Below are 17655 nucleotides of genomic sequence, written 5' to 3'. Positions count from 1 at the left end.
CGGCCACGGCCGGGCGCGCGGTGCCGCTCGTGCTGACCCGCGAGGGCCGTCGCCGGCTCGCCGCCGCCCGCGACGCCGTCATGACCGTCGAGCGCAAAATGATCGACGGCTTCACCGCCGCGGAGGTGCAACGCCTCCTGCGCGACCTCAACCGCCTCGCCGCCGCCTTCGACCGGTGAAAAGCCGCCGCCGCCCGTCCACATCGGACAGGCGGCGGCAGCCGTGAACTCGTTCGCGTTGATGATGAAGTTGGTGGCTCGACGCAGCTGGGTCAGCTGCAGGCGACGCCGTTGAGGCGGAAGCCTGTGGGTGGGGCGTTGGTTCCGCTGTAGGTGGCCTGGAAGCCGAAGCCGGCCGTGCCGTTGGTCGGGATGCTCGCGTTCCAGCCGCCATCGAGCGCCGTGACCTGGTTGCCGCTCTGCGTGGGGCGGACGTTCCAGGAGTTGGTGATGCTCTGGTTGCCGGGGAAGGTGAAGTTCAGCGTCCAGCCGTTGATGGCCGGGCCGCGGTTGGTGATGGTGACCGTGGCCGTGAATCCTTGTGGCCATTGACTGTCTATCCGGTACGCGACCGAGCAGCCACCGCCCGGGTTGGACACCGATGGCGACGGCGTCGGCGAGGCCGACGGCGACCGGCTCGGTGAGATCGACGGGGACGGCGTGGGGGACCGCGAGGCGGTCGGCGACACCGTCGGGGAGGAGGTCGGCCCGATCCCGTTCTGCGCCAGCTCATACGCCAGGTCCGGCACGAACTGCCCGGCCGAGGCGCGGCACCCGTCGGCCTCGCCCGGCGGCTTGGCCCATACGAACGCGTCGACGGTCGCCTCGCCCGTGTTGGTGGTCGGGTTCAGGCCCGTGCCCCGGCCCGCCGGGTCGCACCACTCGCTGCCCAGCGGCCCGCGCCCGTTGCGGCTGGTGTCGATCACCTGGTGCAGGTTGGTGTTGCCGAGCGCGTTGACCACGTTGCGCCCGAAGTTGATTTCGTCAGCCGTCCAGCGGTAGTTGGACAGGTTCGTGTAGAAGCCCGCCGAGTTGGCCACGCCCGCGTCGCGCAGGCGGTTGGCCGTGTCGGCGGCGGAGTTCCATGCGGAGTGCCCCGCGTCGAGGTACACCTTGACATTGGGGTTGACGCTTTTCATCGCGGTGATCGCGGAGCTCAGCGACGCGTTGCGGGTCGCGCGCTCGCTCGGGCTCAGGCAGGTCTGCAGCGCCAGCGAGTCCGGTTCGAGCAGCACGACGACGGTGCGGTTGCCCAGACCCGCGGCGAAGCTGCGGGCCCACGAGTTGTAGGCCTCATAGGTGGGCGCGCCGCCGGCGCTCGCCCCGCCACAGTCCCGATTCGGGATCATGTATGGGATCAGCAGCGGGATTTGGTTGGCCGAGTTGGCCGCGTTGACGTAGGCGGTCACGTCGGCCTGCACCGTGCTCGGGCTGTAGTTCGAGAACCACCTGCCCTGCGGTTGGCTGCCGATGCGCGCGGCGATCAGCGACGCGCGCGAGTCGTTGGGGTTGGCCGCAAGCCACCGCTTCACCGACGAATTGGGGTCTGCGTAGAAGGTGCCGGTCAGGGTGCCGGCGTTGGCGGGCACCCCGATCATTATCCAGCCCATCAGGCCGACGGCAAGCGCAGCCAGGGCGGCTGAAATGACAGAGCGTCTGGACACGAAGTCTCCTCGTGACGTTTCGATGTTGAAACGTCGCGGTGCCCGGACTCCCGCGCACAGTCTAGCGGACCGCCGCCGGCCGGTGCCTCACGGAAATCAAGGGTCAGCGATCCATGAACACCCCGCGGATCGCCCACAGCCCGCCCAGCACCAGCGCGCCAACGATCGCCACGAGCGCCAGAGCGGACGAGCCGAGATAACCGAGGATCGCCACGGCGATCCCGTAACCGATGGATGCCGTGATCAGCAACCTTGCGGAAAGTCGCGAATTCATAACCCATTTCATCCGGTACGGATCACCGCCCGCGACGGTCGGCAGCATGCACACGGCCTCCTACGACAGTCGGATGTGCAAGGCGTACGGGCCTGCGATCCTGGGGGCTTGCATGATGTTGCGCATGAGTGGGATCGGTACGGCTGGGCGTGGCATGCCGTCTTCGGTGGGCTGACCGTGCTCACCGCCGTGCTCGCGGCCGATCCCGTTGCGCTCGTGCTGCTGGCCGCGCTGGCCGTGTGGTATGCGCTGTTCGGCCTGCGCGCGTTGCGCCGCGACACCGGCTGGGCGGGGCCTGCCTACCTCGCGGGCGCCGCACCCCTGACGATCGGGCTTTATGCGTCGGCGCCGGTCGGGGCGCTCATGCTGTTCGTGCTCTACCCGCACGTGTGGGCCACGGTGCGGACCCGCCCGGCGATCGTCATCACCGTGGCACTGGTCGGCGCGTGCACCACGGTGGCCATCGTCCGCTCGGGCTTGCACGCCGCCGCGCTCGCCACGTGGCTCGTCCTCGCCGCGGTCTCGATGGCCGTCGCGCTCCTGCTCGGCCTGTGGATCGCCCGGATCATCGCGCAGAGCCGGCGGCGCGCCGAACTGCTGGCCGAGCTCGCCGCGACCCGTGCGAGCCTCGAACAGGTCAGCCGCGAGGCCGGTGTGCTCGCCGAGCGGGAGCGGCTGGCCCGCGAGATTCACGATACGCTCGCGCAGGGGTTTACCAGCGTGCTCCTCCTGCTGGAGGCGGCGCAGTCGGCCGACCCGGGGACCGTACCCGAGCTGATCGGCCGCGCCCGCGAGACGGCCCGCGAAAATCTGGCCGAGGCGCGGGCGCTGGTGGCCGCGCTGACCCCGCCGGATCTGAGTCAGACATCGCTGCCGGAGGCGTTGCGGCGGCTCGTGGATCGGGCCATTGTCCAATCGGGACTGATCGCGGACCTCGCGGTGACGGGTGTGCCGCGCGGCCTGCCGACCGCGCACGAGGTTGCCCTCCTGCGCACCGCGCAGGAGGCGCTCACCAACGTGCAGCGACATTCCGGCGCCGGGCGGGTCTCGGTCGCGCTCGCATACGAGCCGACCGGTGTCAGCCTGCTCGTTGCCGACGACGGATGCGGCTTCGACCCGGCCCGCCCGGCCAACGGTGGTGGCTATGGCCTGGAGGGCATGCGCGCCCGCGCGACGCGCATCGGCGGCACCGTCACCGTGGACGCCGCCCCCGGCCGCGGCGCGACCGTGCGTCTGGAGGTGCCCGATTCGCAATGATCACAACGGTTTTGATAGTTGACGACCATCCTGTGGTGCGCGAGGGCCTGCGGGCCGTGCTGTCGGCGGAGCGCGACCTTGAGGTGGTCGGCCAATGCGGGCGCGGCGACGAGGCCGTGCGGCTGGCGGGCGAGCTGCGGCCCGGCGTCGTGCTCATGGACCTGCGCCTGCCGGGGCTCGACGGGGTCGAGGCGACCGCGCGCATCGTCGCTTCGGGCAGCGCGAACGTGCTGGTACTGACCACATACGACAGCGACGGCGACATCATCCGGGCGCTGGCCGCCGGTGCGACCGGCTACCTGCTCAAGGACGCACCGCGCGAGGAGCTTGCCCGAGCCGTGCGGGCCGCGGCGCAGGGAGAGACCGTCCTGGCGGCACCCGTCGCGGCTCGGCTGGTCACCCGCATGCGCGAGCCGTCGGCGGCACTCACGCCGCGCGAGCTGGAGGTCCTGCGGTGCCTGGCGCGCGGGCTGTCCAATCCCGACACCGGGCGCGAGCTGTACATCAGCGAGGCCACCGTCAAGAGTCACGTCACCCGCATCTTCGACAAGCTGGGCGTCACCGACCGCACCGCCGCCGTGCTGGCCGCGATCGCCAACGGCATCCTCCCGCCGCCTTCGTCACTTCGCTGAGCCGCCGGTCGCCAGGCGCATCAGGTCGGTGTCGAGGTCGATGGACAGCTCGGTGCCGCCGGCACTGCCGTACTCGTGCTGGTAGCTGTGCCACGACTCGTCGCGGATCTGCCGGGCGAAGCCGCTTTCCATCAGGAGCACGAGCTCGAAGGCGGCGCGGTCGATGCGCTTGTTCAGCGATGGGTCGCTCCAGTCCTGCGGCGCGGCGAACAGCGACGTCGGGACCGTGGTGGTTCGCAGGTACGCAAAAAGGGACCGCAATTGCTCATCGACCACAAGCGCGTGCCTGGCCGTGCCCGCGGTGGCGGCGAGCACGATCGGCTTGGCGATGAGCAGGTCGTTGTCGAGCACCTGGAAGAACGAGGTGAACAGCCCGCTGGCCGCCGCCTTGTAGACCGGTGTGCTGGCGACGATGCCGTCCGCCGCGCCGAGCGCGTCGACGGCCTGCTGCAGCTTTGGCCCGACCAGGGGCGAGACCAACGCGGTGGTGATTTCCGTTGCCAGCTCACGCAGATCGAACACCTGCACGGCCACGTCGTTGCCGCGCCGGTCCGCCAGGGCGACGGTGCGCTGCGCGATCCGGTCGGCGAGCATGCGGGTCGAGGACGGATCGCTGATCCCGGCCGCGACGACCACGACACTGAACGACTGTTTCATGCTTGATCACCCTTGTCCGACGCGGCCAGTTTCCAGCAGATCGTGGCGAGCTGCCGCAGTTCGTCGGCGTTCAGCTCGGCGGTGACCGCGCGGGCCACCGAGCGGGCGTGCAGGCGCCCGATTTCGCGTTGCCGGGCGCGTCCGGCGTCGGTCAGCGACAGGCGCACGCCCCGGCCGTCGGCGGGGTCGGCCCATCGCTGGACCAACCCGCGCTCGACAAGCCGGTCCACCATGCGCGACAGCGCCGGCTGACTGAGCAGGACGTGCTTGTGCAGCTCGCCAAGCCGTACCGGATGAGGGCATTTGGAAAGCGTGTAAAGCACGTCGTATTCCCGCATGGACAGGTCGTGCCAGATGTCCTCGGCCGCGAACTGCTTCATCAGCCGGGCGTGCGCGGACAACAGGGCCTCCCACGCGTTGTTGGCCAGTGTGGTCCTAGTCGGCATAAGGCGTGGGCCCTGCCGTGTTGTCACCGCGGTTGGCGTTGGGACGCGGCTGGCGCGGCGGCTGCTCGCCGTATTTCGCCTTTACCAGGCTGGCGTGCGTCGGCGGCTCACCCACGTCCGGCTCGCGCCTTGCGGCCATCTCCTTGCGCAGCGTCGGCACGACCTCGCCGCCCAGCAGCTCCAGTTGGTCGAGCACGGTGGCCGGCGGCAGGCCCGCGTGGTCGATCAGGAACAGCTGGCGCTGGTAGTCGCCGAAGTGCTCGCGGAAGGTCAGCGTCTTGTCGATGACCTCCTGCGGGCTGCCCACGGACAACGGCGTCGAGCGCATGAAGTCTTCCATCGAGGGCCCATGCCCGTACACAGGCGCCTCATTGAAGTACGGCCGGAATTCCCGGATCGCATCCTGCGACCTGCGCGCGATGTAGGCCTGCCCGCCCAGCCCGACGATGGCCTGCTTCTCCGTGCCGTGGCCATAGTGGGCGTAGCGCTGCCGGTAGAACCGGATCAGGCGCATGTAGTGCTCCTTCGGCCAGAAGATGTGGTTGGCGAAGAACCCGTTGCCGTAGTAGGCGGCCTGCTCGGCGATCTCGGGTGTGCGGATGGAGCCGTGCCACACGAACGGCGGCACATCGTCCAGCGGTCGCGGGGTGGAGGTGAAGCCCTGCAGCGGTGTGCGGTATTTGCCTTCCCAGTCGACGACATCCTCGCGCCACAGCCGGTGCAGCAGGTTGTAGTTTTCCAGCGCCAGCGGCAGGCCCTCGCGGATATCCTGGCCGAACCACGGATAGACGGGTGCGGTGTTGCCGCGCCCGAGCATCAGGTCGACCCGGCCCTTGGACAGGTGCTGCAGCATGGCGTATTCCTCGGCGATGCGCACCGGGTCGTTGGTCGTGATGAGCGTGGTGGCGGTGGTGAGGATGAGCCGCTCGGTGGTCGCGGCGATATACGACAGCAACGTCGTCGGCGAGGACGAGAAGAACGGCGGGTTGTGGTGCTCACCGATGGCGAACACGTCCAGGCCCACCTCTTCGGCCTTTTGCGCGATGCGCACGACCGCGTCGATCCGCTCGGCCTCGGTCGGGGTCTGCCCGGAAACCGGGTCCCGGGTGATGTCGCTGACCGAGAACACTCCGAACTGCATGTGGTACCCCTTTGTCGATCGCCTGGCGGCAAGTCTATGCGTTTGCATGTAGTTCCAACCGGCCGGCTCACCTGGCTATTCCCACCCGGCAGACCGGCACTACAAAGAGCGCACGCCGAGCCTGCCCGAAAACGCGGGGATCACGGGCGGCGGCAAGCGCCGGGGGACCAGCAAACCGGTTGGGACATCGAGGATTTCACCCCGCGCCCCTGAGCCCGGCTGCGAGTAGCCGCATGGAGCCGGTGAGCGCGGCGCGTGGGTTGTCTTGCCATTGCGGGGTGAGCGGTTCGAGCCCGGTGGAGAGTGGATAACGCTCGGGCAGGTCGGGGATGTGCCGCACGGTGGCATGCGCCCGGTCCCGCCACTGCGCGATGCCTTGCCGGTCCATGCGCTGGTATGAGGCGGCGGTCTCTGCGGTGGCGCGAACCGTGGCATAGAGCATGGTGACCGCCACCGGGCGAGCGCTGGGCGGGACCTTCCAGTGGTCGAGGATCCGCAGAAGCCGTTCGAGCCAGTCCTGTTCGTTGGGCCCCTGACTGGCGTGCGACCATGGCCGCTCGGTCAGCCATGGATGGGCCAGGTACACCTCGAACAGTGCCAGTGCCCACGCCTGGAGCGCGTCGGCCAGGCTCGTGTCGGGGTCGTCCCACTGCGGCATGGCGCAGGCATGGTCCTGCATCAGGGCGAGCAGGTTTTCCTTGGATCCCACGTAGGGATAGATGACCATCCCGCTCTTGCCAAACCTCGCTGCGATCGCCCGGGTCGAGACCGCCGCCAAGCCTTCGGCGTCGGCGATCGCGATGCCGGTCTGGAGGATCTCGTCCAAGTCGAGCTGTTGCCGTGGGCCGCGGCGCGGGGTGGGCACGGTCGTGCCGCGATGCCGCCAGAGCCGGCGGACGTGTGCGTCCACGTCCTGGTCGGGTTCGGGTTCGGGTTCGGGTTCGACGGACATAGCTCATGCAGTGTATAGAGTTTTTACTCCATGCAGTGCATAGTGTTTTCAAACGGAGGTTCACATGGCTACCGCCCGGCTTCACGATGGCTCATCCCTGCGAGTTGATGAGTTCGGCGACGGCCCCGCCGTGCTGCTGCCCGTGAGCACGACCGTCATCGAAGGCGAGGCGGCCGAGCGGATGCGTGCCTGGGGCGCCGACCCGAACACCGGCCACACGCTCGCCACGGGCCTCGCGGACGCGGGGCTGCGCGTGCTTGCTGCCGACTACGAGGGCCACCTCGCTTCGCACCCCAAGCCCCGCACGCTTGACGCCTCCGCTGTCGCGGCCGACCTGCTGGCCGTGGCCGATGCGGCAGGCGTGGACCGGTTCGCGTACTACGGCTATTCGTGGCTGGCGCTGGCCGGGCTGCAGCTGGCGATCCGCACCGACCGGCTCACCGCGCTGGCGATGGGTGGATTCCCGCCCCTGGGCGGGCCCTATGAGGCGATGCTGAGCGTCACCCGCACGGCCCACGACATGGCCCTGGCCAACCGCGACAAGCCGCCCGCTCCCGCGACCGCAACCGAGACCCAGCCCGGCGACTGGGACTCGGTCGAGTTCACCCAGACTCCCGACCAGACCGGGCAATACTTCACGCTTTACCAATCCCTGCGGGGCTTTGACGAACGTGCCGCGCTGGCGAGGTTGAGCGTCCCGCGGCTCGCGTTCGCCGGCGCGAACGACAACATCACTTACGGCCCCCAATGGGGCAACGCCTATGTCGCCATCGCCGACGGGTTGAAGGCACACCGCGACGAGCTCATCGAACGCGGCTGGACCGTCGAGCTCATCCCGGACGCCGACCACATGAGCGCCATGCAGGCGGCTGCCGTACTGCCGATCCTGACCCCGTGGCTGAAGACCAACGCACACGGATAGCGGGGCGGCGCTTGGGGTACAAGCGAGCTCATGCGGGTGTGGGCGCGAAGCGTGCTGCCGGGCGTCGTCCTGATCGGCTGCGGCGAGGGTGAAGGCGAGACCGATGGCACGTTGCATGTGCGCTTCGCCGACAGTGGCGGTGTGACTGTGCTCGACGAGTCGGGTGAGATCGTGTGCACCGACGGGCCCGACGGCGGCCCATGCTGGAGCCCCGACCGGACGCAGGCGGCGTGGGCGCGGCACATGCCCCCCGGGACGCGCTATTTCGGTCTTGGCGAGCGCACGGGATTGCTCGACAAGAAGGGCCGCCGGCACGTCTTCTGGAACACCGACCAATACGAACACCAGGGGCCCGAGGTCGACCGGCTCTACCAGTCGATCCCGTTCTACCTGGCCGTCGATGAGGACGGGCGGTGCCACGGCGTGCTGCTCGACACGACGCACCGCTGCGCCATCGACCTGTCCGACGAGCGCGGGGAGCGGCTCGTGCTCGAGGTCGCCAACGGGCGGCTGGACCACTTTGTCATCGCCGGGCCCACGCCAGAGCTTGTGCTGCAACGGCTGACGGCGCTGACCGGGCGGATGCCGCTGCCGCCACGCTGGGCGTTGGGTTATCACCATGCGCGGTGGGGGTATCCGGACGAGGCCACGATCCGTGGGGTCGCGGAGCGGTTGCGGGCCGATGGCGTACCGGCTGATGTCATTTATCTCGACATCGACCATCAGGATGGGTATCGCGCATTCACCTGGAGTCCCGATTCCTTCCCCGATCCGCGGCGGCTCACCGCCGATCTGACGCGAGCGGGATTCAAGACGGCCGTGACGGTGAATCTCGCGGTGAAGTATCAGCCGGAGGGCGGCTACGAAGTCTTCGACGACGGGCTGCGCAGGGAGGTGTTCCTGCGCGAGCCGCGTGACCCGAAGCGGTTGCTGCTGCGTCATGTGTGGCCGGGGCTGTGCGTGTTTCCCGACTTCGCCCGGCCCGATGTGCGAAAGTGGTGGGGGCAGTGGTATTTGCGGCTGCGCGAGACCGGTGTGAGCGTGATGGTCAACGACATGAACGAGCCGGCGATGCACGACCGGCCGATCGACGACCCGGCCGGGCACGCGATCGACCCACCACCGTCCACAGTGCACGGTCCGCCGGACGGGCCTACCACGCACGCCGCGATTCACAATGTGTATGCGACGCTGGAGAATCAGGCCGCATACGAGGCGTTGCGCGACGGCGCGCGGACCAGGCCGCTGCTGCTCACCCGCGCCGGATCGACCGGTGTGCAGCGCTACGCGGCCGTGTGGACCGGCGACAATCACAGTCTCTGGGAGTATCTGGAAATGTCGCTGCCGCAATTGCTCAACCTCGGCCTGTCGGGGGTCGCCTTCTGCGGCGCGGACATCGGCGGGTTCTTCGGCAACTGCGGGCCTGAATTGCTTATCAGATGGTACCAGTTGGGCGCCTGGTATCCGTTGGCCCGCAATAATTGCGCCAAGGGCACGGCCGATCAGGAGCCGTGGGTGTGGGGCGATGACGTGCTCGACGCGTGCCGGCGGGCGTTGCGCAAGCGCTATCGATTGCTGCCTTACTGGTACACACTCTTCGCGCAAGCCGCCGAGACGGGCGCACCGATGCTGCGCCCGCTGTTCTACCACTATCCCGCCGATCGGCAGGCGCGGCTGCGCGAAGACGAGGCGATGCTCGGCGCGGACCTGTTGCTGGCGCCCGTGTTGCGTCCGGGCCGCGTCGGGCGCGAGGTCTATCTGCCCGAGGGGCGCTGGTATGGCCTGCACGACGGCACCGTCCACGATGGACCGCGCCGGATTCTCACCGACGCGCCACTGCATGGGGACATGCCGGTCTACGCCCGGGGTGGGGCGATCGTGCCCACCGGACCGGATCTGCTGCACTCCGACGAGAAACCGTTGGACCCGCTCACCCTCAACGTTTATCCGGGCGTGGACGGGACGGCGGGCGGCACACTCTATGAGGATGACGGGCTCACGTTCTCCTATCTCGACGGTCAATCGTGTATCACGAAATTCATGTTTGAGGGCGGTGCGCTGCGATACCACCGAACGGGTGATTTCGAACCGCCGCCCGAGCGGCGGTTGATCGTGCGCGCGTTTGACCCCGCCCGGCCCGGGTATTGATCACCGGTGGCCGCCGAAGACACGCCCATCAGCCCCGCGAAGGTCACCAAGTGGCCGGTGGACGCGCTGCCCGCCTACCTGTCCAACGGGTTGACCGGCCTTCGCGTGCGCCACATCCCTGCGTTGCGGGGCATCGCGATGGTCAGCGGATTCGAAGGCATCGATCCCGGCGACGAGGTGGAGACGTTCGCCCGCGTGCCGTATCCGCTGGCGACCGATATCGCGGTCAACGGACTGCCACTGTCCCTGGCACCCGACCGGGCCAGATTTGTCGAGCAGCATTACGACTTCGCGACCGGCGAGCTGCACAGCACGTTCGAGTTCGATCCGGGCGGCGCCGCGGTCGAGGTCCAGATGCTGACATTGTGCAGCAGCACCCATCCGACAATCGTGTTGCAGGAGACGCGGGTCAAGGCGCAGCGCGCCTGTGAGATCACCCTGTCGGCCGGCATCGACCCGTCCAAAGTGCTCGGGGAATGGGCCGACCGCACACTCGGTGAGCAAGGAGGAGTGGCGGGCGGCTGCGACGGGATGCTGCTGTGGCGAAGCTATGGCGGACTGAGCATCTGCGGTGCCGCCTACCTGTCCATTTTCGACGGGTCCGACGACGTCGCCCGCTCGTTCGTACGGGACCGCATGGCGCCGCTGCGGACCGACTACACCTTCACGGCACGCGGGCGGCGCATGTATCGGCTGCGCCAGATGACCAGTCTGGTGCCGGACCTGATGCACACCCAACCGCACCTGCAGGCCGCCCGGCTGCTGCAGGCGGCCCAGTTGCGCGGATTCGACACTTTGCGCCGGCTCAACCGGGACGCGTGGAAGCGAGTGTGGCGCAGCCGGGTCGTGCTCGACGGCGCGCCCGCGCGCTGGCAGGCGATGGCCGACGCGGCCATGTTCTACCTGCACACGTCGGTGCACCCGTCTTCGGTGGCGTCCACGTCGATTTTCGGGCTGGCCTATTGGCCCAACTACCACTACTTCCGTGGCCACATCATGTGGGACATCGAGACCTTCGCCGTTCCGCCGCTGCTGCTGACCTATCCCGAGGCGGCGGCGAGCCTTCTGCGTTACAGGTCCAGGCATTTGGAGGCCGCCTCGGCCAACGCGTCCATGAACGGCTACCGTGGCGTGCAGTTCCCGTGGGAGAGCAGTCTCAAGCAGGGGCAGGAGGTCGGCCCAGGCACCGGATCGGCGCCATCGCTGGAGCATCACGTCACTCAGGATGTCGCCATCGCGTTCGCCCGCTATGTGCACGCCACCGGCGATCTCGAGTTCGCCCAACGGCATGCGTGGCCGTTGGTTTCCGGTGTGGCGAAGTGGCTTTCCAGCCGAGTGGAGCGCAGCAAGCGCGGTTACGAGATTCGCCGGGTCACCGGCATCGCGGAAACTCCACATCCACGGGACAACAACGCCTTCACCAACATCGGCGCGATTCTCGCGCTGCGCGAGGCGATCACGCTGGGGCGGCTGCTGGGCCGGCACGTGCCCGGCGATTGGTCCGACGTCGCCGACAACATGGTCATCCCCATGGACGAGACCGGCACGGTCATCCTCAACCACGACGGCTACCACCCCGATCAGGAGAAGGCCGCCACGCCCGAGGCCGCCGCCGCGTTGTTTCCGTTCGACTACGATCCCGGCCCGGAGATCACCGCCGCGACGCTGCGGTTCTACCTCAAGCTCGGTGACCGGTATGCGGGCTCGCCCATGCTGTCGGCCATGCTCGGCGTCTACGCCGCCCGGCTGGGCGACCGCGGCGCCGCCCTGGAAATGTTCGAACGCGGTTATGCCGACTTCGTTCGCGACCCCTACCGCATCACCCTCGAATACGCCCCTCGCGCACACCCCGACCAGCCGCAGGCCGGGCCGTTCACCGCCAATCTCGGCGGCTTCCTGACCAGTTGCCTCTACGGGCTCACCGGACTGGTGCTCAGCCACGACGATCCCGGCACCTGGTGCCGCCACCGCATCGTCATGCCATCGGGATGGAACGGCCTGCACGTCAAACACCTGTGGGCCCGACAGCGTCCGATCGGCCTGACCGCCGAGCACGGCGCCGAACACGCCATCATCGACATACATGACAATGAGCCACCGGGCCGGGAGCGCCGCCGTGCGCACAGCTGAATCAACTGGTTGAGCCGGTTACGCGCGGTCCGGGTTGCGGGTGCCGCGCAGCCCGGCGGCCGCCAAAGCCAGCGCGGCGATGAGGGCCAGCAGGCCGAACAGGTATCGCTGTGGTTTGCCGGTGTGGCTTTCCACGCCGGCCTGCGCGAACGCTATCCGCAGGTGCCCGTCTTCGAGGCCGGGGATGGGCGGGGCCTGCGGATCGCCGACGTCGAGTTCGGCGGTGCCGTCGGGCAACGTCATGGCGTGGATGGGAACCCCGGTCGCGATCTGCTGCCCGTCGCGGCTGAGCTCGCCGAGGGCGAAGACGGCGACCTGTGAATGCATCGGGGGTACCTGTGGTGCCCCGATGCCGCTGCGGCCGTGGTGCCACACGTCCATCCCAACACCCCACCACGTGGTGAACCGGCCCATCGGGTCGTCGACCATCGGCTGGGTGGCGCGGATCGAGTAGGTCGGCCCGTTGGGCCGGCGAATGGTCGCGGTCAGGTCGACGGTGTCGTGCGGTGGAAGCGGAGTGACGCGCGGGTTGCGGTTGACCACAGCCAGGCGCAGTTCGCCGGTGCCCGCGTCGGCGTTGCCGCTGAACCATGCGCCACGTTCGACGGTCACCGCGCCGCTGGCCGTGACCGTGGCTCTGTCTGCGTCCGGCCCGACGCCGGGCGCGATGAGCGCTCCGGCGAGCACGAGGACGACCGCACCGACGCCCAAGCCGAGCCAGGCGCGCCTGCTCGCCGGCCGCCACTGCCCACCGGTCATGCGGGACAACAGAATCAGGCCCGCGAGCGTGATCAGCAGCGTGATCGGGGTGGCGATGAGCGCCTCCTGCCGGTAGCCCAGCCAGTGAACCGTGGCACCGGGCGCCTGAGCCTCAAAGATTCGCAGCGGTATGTCGGGCAGCCCCACCGGGCCGAGGAAGTGACTGTAGCTGGCGAGGATCGCGGTGAGCACGATCGCGCCGGCGAGGGCAGAGGCGAAGTCGCGCCCGGCCAACCCGACCCACGCCATGACAAACGGCACGGCAATCAGCAGGCGCACCACATACCACGTAACACCCTGGAACTCGTCTATCGCCAACGCTTCCAGCACTCCGGACAGCACAACCATCCCCGCGCCGACGGCGAGAACAGCGGTCGCGAACCCAGCCGGTATGGCAGTGCCTTCCGTCGTGCGGCGTCGCCACAACCAGAGCGCGGCAAGGTATCCGAGGTATATCACTCCAAAGTGGATCGGCAGGCCGGTCAGCCAGGTGTGCTCCAGGTCCAGCCAGTCCGGGTGGCTGGGCAGCCCGATCGGCGACAGCGACCAGTAGTAGACCGTGAGCACGATCGTGTGCACCGCGGTGATGACCGCCCCTCGCCCCACGCCAACGCCGAGCCACGCGGTGCCCAGCCCGAACACCGTGGCGATCAGGAACGTCTTGGTGATCCAGTAGGTCCAGTATGGATCGTTCTCCCAGGCCAGCATGTGGCCGAAGAACGCGTCGGAGAGGATGGCGAGCAGCGCCACGGTTGCGGTGAAAGTTGCCAGCTCGGCCGGCGAAAGCGCGCCACGGCCGGTGGGGAGGGGGCTCGTTCGGCTCACTCCCAGCGGGTACCCAGAGAAACTTCAGGCTAAGCATGCGCCGTCACCCCTTTGGGTACGGAGGAGCCATGAGCCCGCCGAGTGAACATGAGCGCCGCTGGCTCGACGAAATCGAGGCGGGGCTTCGGGCAAGCGATCCCGGACTGGATCGAGCCCTGCGCACGTTCCGGCCGCGGCGGCGCGGGGCGGTGGCGTGGCTGACCGCCGGTTGGCTCGCTGCCGCGGTGACCCTCGTGATTGGCTGGTGGATCGTTGCGCTTGTCATATTCGGACCGCTGTTGGCCCTCACCTTCATCGCGTGGGGCGGCCGCCACCACGCCTCGCGGTCAACGGGCTGAGCTCATCGGCGTGCCGGCAGATCCCGTTGGAACAGCGCGAAAAGCCACCACATGGACGGTGCCAGGATGAGCGCGCCGACGCCGAGGACGCTGACCATGGCGGTCAGCACCGGACCGGTGGCGGAGACCTCCGCCGCGGTCGTGTCGGGCAGCAGGTACGGATACTGGCCCGCGGCCCACGCCCACAGCAGCGCTGCCACGGCCAGCGCTGCGGTGACCCGGACCGCGAGATAGGCCCGCCGGTGCAGCAGTACCAGCGAGACCAGGCCCGCGATGACCGAAACGGCGGCGAGCGGGCTACCGGGCCCGGACGTCAACGCGCGAAACAACGCGGGCGCGTCCCAGCGCAAGACCAGCAGCCCGGCCACTGCCAGGCCGCCCACGATCACCCCGGCGACCCGCGCGCGCAACGCGAACGTTTCGGCCAGCCCTGGTTCTGCCTGCCGTTGCGCATCGCGGGTCAAATACACGGCCGCCAGGTACGCGGCGATGCCGACGGCCAGCACTCCGCACGCCGCCGAGGTCGGGTTGAGCCACACGCGCATCGGATCGGCCTGCCCAACGCCGGGCGGGACACGCCCCGAGGCGATCGCCCCGGCGCATGCGCCGAAGAAGAACGGCGTGACCACCGACGAGAAGGCGAAGACCGCTCCGAACAGGCGCTGCTGCCACAGCTGCGCGCTCACCTTGCGGAACGCGAACGCGGCACCCCGGCCGATGATGCCCAGCGCGGCGAGCGTGAGCGGGATGTAGAGGCTGGAGGTGATCGCCGCGAACACGGGCGGGAACGCCGTCCACAGCAGCACCACGGCATAGATCAGCCACACGTGGTTGGCCTCCCAGATGGGCCCGAGTGAATGCTCGATGAGCTTGCGTGTGGCGCGGCCCCGGGCGGCGCTTCCGGCGAACAGGTCCCAGAAGCCGCCGCCGAAATCCGCTCCGCCGAGCAACGCATATGCGGTCAGCCCGGTCCATAGCAGTGCCAAGACGATTTCAACCAGTGTCACGGTACCGGGTACTCCTCGACGTCGCGCTCCTGCGGCGCCACCGGCACGGGCACATCCCGGGCCAACCGCCGCAACACATAGACCGTAGCCACAGTCAACATGGCGTAGATGACGCTCACGGCCACGAAGCCCCACACCAGGCCCGGTGCCGGGTTGACCGCGTCGGCTGTGCGCTGGACCCCGTACACGATCCAAGGCTGCCGCCCGACCTCGGTGGTGACCCACCCGGCCTCCAGCGCGATCACCGACCCGACTCCGGACAGTGCGGCCGCCCGGTAGAACCACGGCGACCGCGGAAGCCTTCGCCGCCGCCACGCGATGAACCCGGCCCAGGCAGCCAGCCCCAGCAACGCGAAGCCGATGGCCACCATCGCCTGAAACGAAAGGTGCACCACATTCACCGGTGGCCATTCATCACGAGGTACGTGGTCCAGGCCCATGATGCGCCCGTTCGGATCCCAGGTGGCGAGCAACGACAGGCCATGCGGAATCTCGATGGCGTAGCGCATCTCCCCATCGATCACGACGCCGCCCACGTGCAGCGGCACACCTTCGCCGGTCTGGAACACGCCCTCCATGGCCGCCAGCTTCACCGGTTGCCGCTCGGCCACGAAGTGCGCCGCCCAGTCCCCAACGCCGATCTGTACAGGCGTCACCACGGCCGCGATGGTGAATGGGATGGCAAAGCCGAGCCGGTGATAGCGGTCCCGGCGTCCGCGCAGCATCGCGACCGCGTACACACTGGCCATCACGTAGCCGGTCACCATGAACGCCGCCAGGATCATGTGGACGGTCTGCGGCGGCGTTGCGGGGTTGAACATCGCCGCCCACGGGTCGACGGCGACGACCCGCCCACCCGCCAGATCGAAGCCCGTCGGCTGGTTCATCCAGGCGTTGGCCGTCACGACGAAGAACGCCGATGCCACCCCGGCAACGATGATCGGTATCGCGGCGAGCATGTGCCGGCGCGGTGGCAACCTGTCCCAGGCGTAGAGGTAGATGCCCAAGAAGATTGCCTCGATGAAGAAGGCGATCCCCTCCATCGTGAAGGGAAGCCCGATCACCTGCCCATAGGTGCCCATGAATCCAGGCCAGAGCAGCCCCATCTCGAACGACAGGATCGTGCCCGACACCGCCCCGACCGCGAACAGCACGCCCATGGCCCGAGCCCAGCGGCGCGCAAGGAGCCGGTAGTGCACATCGCCGGTTCGGTGGCCGCGCCATTGCGCCAGCAACGTCATGGCGGGCATGGCAACACCGAAACAGGCCACGATGATGTGCCAGCCGAGCGACAGCGCCATCTGCATCCGCGCCGCCATCAAGTCCGCCGGCGTCGCGCCCTGCGCGAAGAAACCCCACACTGCCCACGCCTCCCAACCGTCGCGCAGGACACCTGCTACCCAAATCGGCGAGTTACCCAGATCGGCGAGCCCTACGTCGTGTTCAACGAGCAGTTTGGCCGCCCGGCGGGTGGGTAGGTCGTGAGAAAGGAGCGAAACGAGGAGGCGATCATGCCAGGGCCGAGACCGGGCAGCCACGCCTACGACGTGCAGCGCGCCAGGTTGCGTAAACGGCTGGAGGATACCGGCGAAGCGGTCGACAAGGAAGCCGACGACCGGGCCAACGAGATCCTCCAGGAGGAGCGGGGGCAGAAGGGCGTCCTGCGCAGCGAGCGCGGGTTGGGTCCCAAGGGCGAACGGGAACGCTGACAGGGGATCTTTGCCCCTGCGATCAACAAACCGGACACGTGGTGTAACGCGAGGCCAGTGCGGGGCCGATAAACCTGCAAGAACCCCCACCCCTCGCACGAAAGGTGTCCCGCGTGTCCAAGAAGACGCGAGGCGCTCTCGCCGCGGCCATTGGCGCCGCGGCGGTGCTCTTCCCCACCCTCACCACCGGTGTCGGGGCTGCCGCCTCGTCCACTGTGGAAATTCGAACCGTCGGCGGCCAGACGGTGCAGCGCGACCGGGTACCGTCGCCGCTGTCCGGCACGGTGACCGCCACCGGTTCGGCGAACTCGGCGGCGATCCCGCCCGCGCCGCAGCCCAAGCCGCTGATCGCCGACGCCGGCGACAGCCCGTTCGCCGCCTCGGGAGACCGGGCCGTGCTGCTCGGCTCGGCCTACGGTGGCACCGCACCCTATCGTTTCGCGTGGACGGCCAACAGCGGCACGCTGATCGGAGCCGACTCGTCCAGCGCGGAGCTTGACACGACCGGCCTTGGCGCGGGCACCTATCCGATGACCCTGACAGTGACCGACCAGACGGGCGCGCAAGTGTCCGATGTGGTGCGCGTGGTCGTGTATCAGGCGAGCGAGCAGACACTGCTGGAGGAAACGCGGGCCGACCTGACGCCGGGCACGGTCGCGACAGGGGAGGAGCTGGCGTTCGACGTCGCGGTGCCTTCGGGCACGCGAAAGTTCACCGTGGACCTGTCGTTCACCAATCCCGCCAATGATTATGACCTCGAGGTCTATGACCCGAGTGGCGTCCAGGCCGGCTCGT

17 protein-coding genes are annotated in these 17655 nt (G+C 68.7%); 8 read left to right on the top strand and 9 right to left on the bottom strand.

All coding sequences use genetic code 11. The features are described from left to right. Positions 1-271: 271 nt before the first annotated feature. Positions 272-1663 (bottom strand): glycoside hydrolase family 6 protein, encoded by a 1392-nt coding sequence (locus DM816_RS30080; protein ID WP_246002434.1) that lies wholly within the window; start codon positions 1661-1663, stop codon positions 272-274. A 103-nt stretch (positions 1664-1766) separates the two neighbouring features. Further along, positions 1767-1985 (bottom strand): hypothetical protein, encoded by a 219-nt coding sequence (locus DM816_RS43030; RefSeq protein ID WP_162907986.1) that lies wholly within the window; start codon positions 1983-1985, stop codon positions 1767-1769. 60 nt (positions 1986-2045) lie between these two features. Between DM816_RS43030 and DM816_RS30075 the strand changes: the two genes are divergently transcribed. Both DM816_RS30075 and DM816_RS30070 read left to right on the top strand, forming a co-directional pair. Beyond that, positions 2046-3194, top strand: a complete 1149-nt coding sequence (locus DM816_RS30075; RefSeq protein ID WP_162907985.1) for a sensor histidine kinase — start codon at positions 2046-2048, stop codon at positions 3192-3194. Beyond that, positions 3194-3826: a response regulator gene (locus DM816_RS30070; RefSeq protein WP_211588920.1), complete on the top strand. Its 633-nt coding sequence runs from the start codon at positions 3194-3196 to the stop codon at positions 3824-3826. Before DM816_RS30075 ends, DM816_RS30070 begins: the two co-directional genes overlap by 1 nt. Here the strand turns inward: DM816_RS30070 and DM816_RS30065 are convergent. The 4 genes from DM816_RS30065 to DM816_RS30050 all read right to left on the bottom strand — a co-directional run bounded on the left by DM816_RS30065 (position 3815) and on the right by DM816_RS30050 (position 7022). Continuing rightward, positions 3815-4483 carry a CE1759 family FMN reductase gene (locus tag DM816_RS30065; protein ID WP_117213753.1) on the bottom strand — a complete coding sequence of 223 codons (669 nt, stop codon included), beginning with the start codon at positions 4481-4483 and terminating at the stop codon, positions 3815-3817. The two genes, DM816_RS30070 and DM816_RS30065, sit on opposite strands and share 12 nt — an antisense overlap. Beyond that, entirely contained in the window at positions 4480-4929 is a 450-nt protein-coding gene (locus DM816_RS30060) for a MarR family winged helix-turn-helix transcriptional regulator (RefSeq protein WP_117213752.1), read from the bottom strand. The genes DM816_RS30065 and DM816_RS30060 overlap by 4 nt, the downstream gene beginning before the upstream one ends. Further along, positions 4919-6070 (bottom strand): LLM class flavin-dependent oxidoreductase, encoded by a 1152-nt coding sequence (locus DM816_RS30055; protein WP_117213751.1) that lies wholly within the window; start codon positions 6068-6070, stop codon positions 4919-4921. The genes DM816_RS30060 and DM816_RS30055 overlap by 11 nt, the downstream gene beginning before the upstream one ends. A gap of 196 nt (positions 6071-6266) precedes the next feature. Then, positions 6267-7022, bottom strand: coding sequence for a TetR/AcrR family transcriptional regulator (locus DM816_RS30050; protein ID WP_117213750.1), 756 nt, complete (start codon positions 7020-7022; stop codon positions 6267-6269). A 64-nt stretch (positions 7023-7086) separates the two neighbouring features. On the opposite strand from DM816_RS30050, the gene DM816_RS30045 reads away from it, so the two are divergent. Genes DM816_RS30045 through DM816_RS30035 form a run of 3 tightly spaced genes read left to right on the top strand, consistent with a single transcriptional unit; the run spans position 7087 to position 12222 of the window. Beyond that, positions 7087-7944 (top strand): alpha/beta fold hydrolase, encoded by an 858-nt coding sequence (locus tag DM816_RS30045; protein ID WP_117213749.1) that lies wholly within the window; start codon positions 7087-7089, stop codon positions 7942-7944. 30 nt (positions 7945-7974) lie between these two features. Then, positions 7975-10092: a glycoside hydrolase family 31 protein gene (locus tag DM816_RS30040; protein ID WP_117213748.1), complete on the top strand. Its 2118-nt coding sequence runs from the start codon at positions 7975-7977 to the stop codon at positions 10090-10092. A 6-nt stretch (positions 10093-10098) separates the two neighbouring features. Then, positions 10099-12222 carry a glycoside hydrolase family 65 protein gene (locus DM816_RS30035; protein ID WP_117213747.1) on the top strand — a complete coding sequence of 708 codons (2124 nt, stop codon included), beginning with the start codon at positions 10099-10101 and terminating at the stop codon, positions 12220-12222. 18 nt (positions 12223-12240) lie between these two features. On the opposite strand, the gene DM816_RS30030 is transcribed toward DM816_RS30035, so the two are convergent. Beyond that, positions 12241-13806 carry a hypothetical protein gene (locus tag DM816_RS30030; RefSeq protein ID WP_117213746.1) on the bottom strand — a complete coding sequence of 522 codons (1566 nt, stop codon included), beginning with the start codon at positions 13804-13806 and terminating at the stop codon, positions 12241-12243. Between the two features lie 68 nt (positions 13807-13874). On the opposite strand from DM816_RS30030, the gene DM816_RS30025 reads away from it, so the two are divergent. Continuing rightward, positions 13875-14144 carry a DUF3040 domain-containing protein gene (locus DM816_RS30025; RefSeq protein ID WP_162907984.1) on the top strand — a complete coding sequence of 90 codons (270 nt, stop codon included), beginning with the start codon at positions 13875-13877 and terminating at the stop codon, positions 14142-14144. Between the two features lie 2 nt (positions 14145-14146). Here the strand turns inward: DM816_RS30025 and DM816_RS30020 are convergent, their stop codons facing one another. Beyond that, a complete protein-coding gene (locus tag DM816_RS30020; RefSeq protein ID WP_117213744.1) occupies positions 14147-15151 on the bottom strand; it encodes a cytochrome d ubiquinol oxidase subunit II in 1005 nt (334 codons plus the stop codon). Beyond that, positions 15148-16512 carry a cytochrome ubiquinol oxidase subunit I gene (locus tag DM816_RS30015; protein WP_246002433.1) on the bottom strand — a complete coding sequence of 455 codons (1365 nt, stop codon included), beginning with the start codon at positions 16510-16512 and terminating at the stop codon, positions 15148-15150. Before DM816_RS30015 ends, DM816_RS30020 begins: the two co-directional genes overlap by 4 nt. A gap of 150 nt (positions 16513-16662) precedes the next feature. On the opposite strand from DM816_RS30015, the gene DM816_RS30010 reads away from it, so the two are divergent. Together DM816_RS30010 and DM816_RS30005 are read left to right on the top strand one after the other, a co-directional pair. Next, positions 16663-16860 (top strand): phosphatidylethanolamine-binding protein, encoded by a 198-nt coding sequence (locus DM816_RS30010; RefSeq protein WP_117213757.1) that lies wholly within the window; start codon positions 16663-16665, stop codon positions 16858-16860. 113 nt (positions 16861-16973) lie between these two features. Beyond that, positions 16974-17655: PKD domain-containing protein (locus DM816_RS30005; RefSeq protein WP_211588919.1), on the top strand; the 682-nt coding region annotated here is incomplete at its 3' end.

This window comes from Allorhizocola rhizosphaerae (assembly GCF_003426775.1).
GTDB lineage: Bacteria > Actinomycetota > Actinomycetes > Mycobacteriales > Micromonosporaceae > Allorhizocola > Allorhizocola rhizosphaerae.
This window is presented reverse-complemented; position numbering and strand designations above follow the sequence as displayed.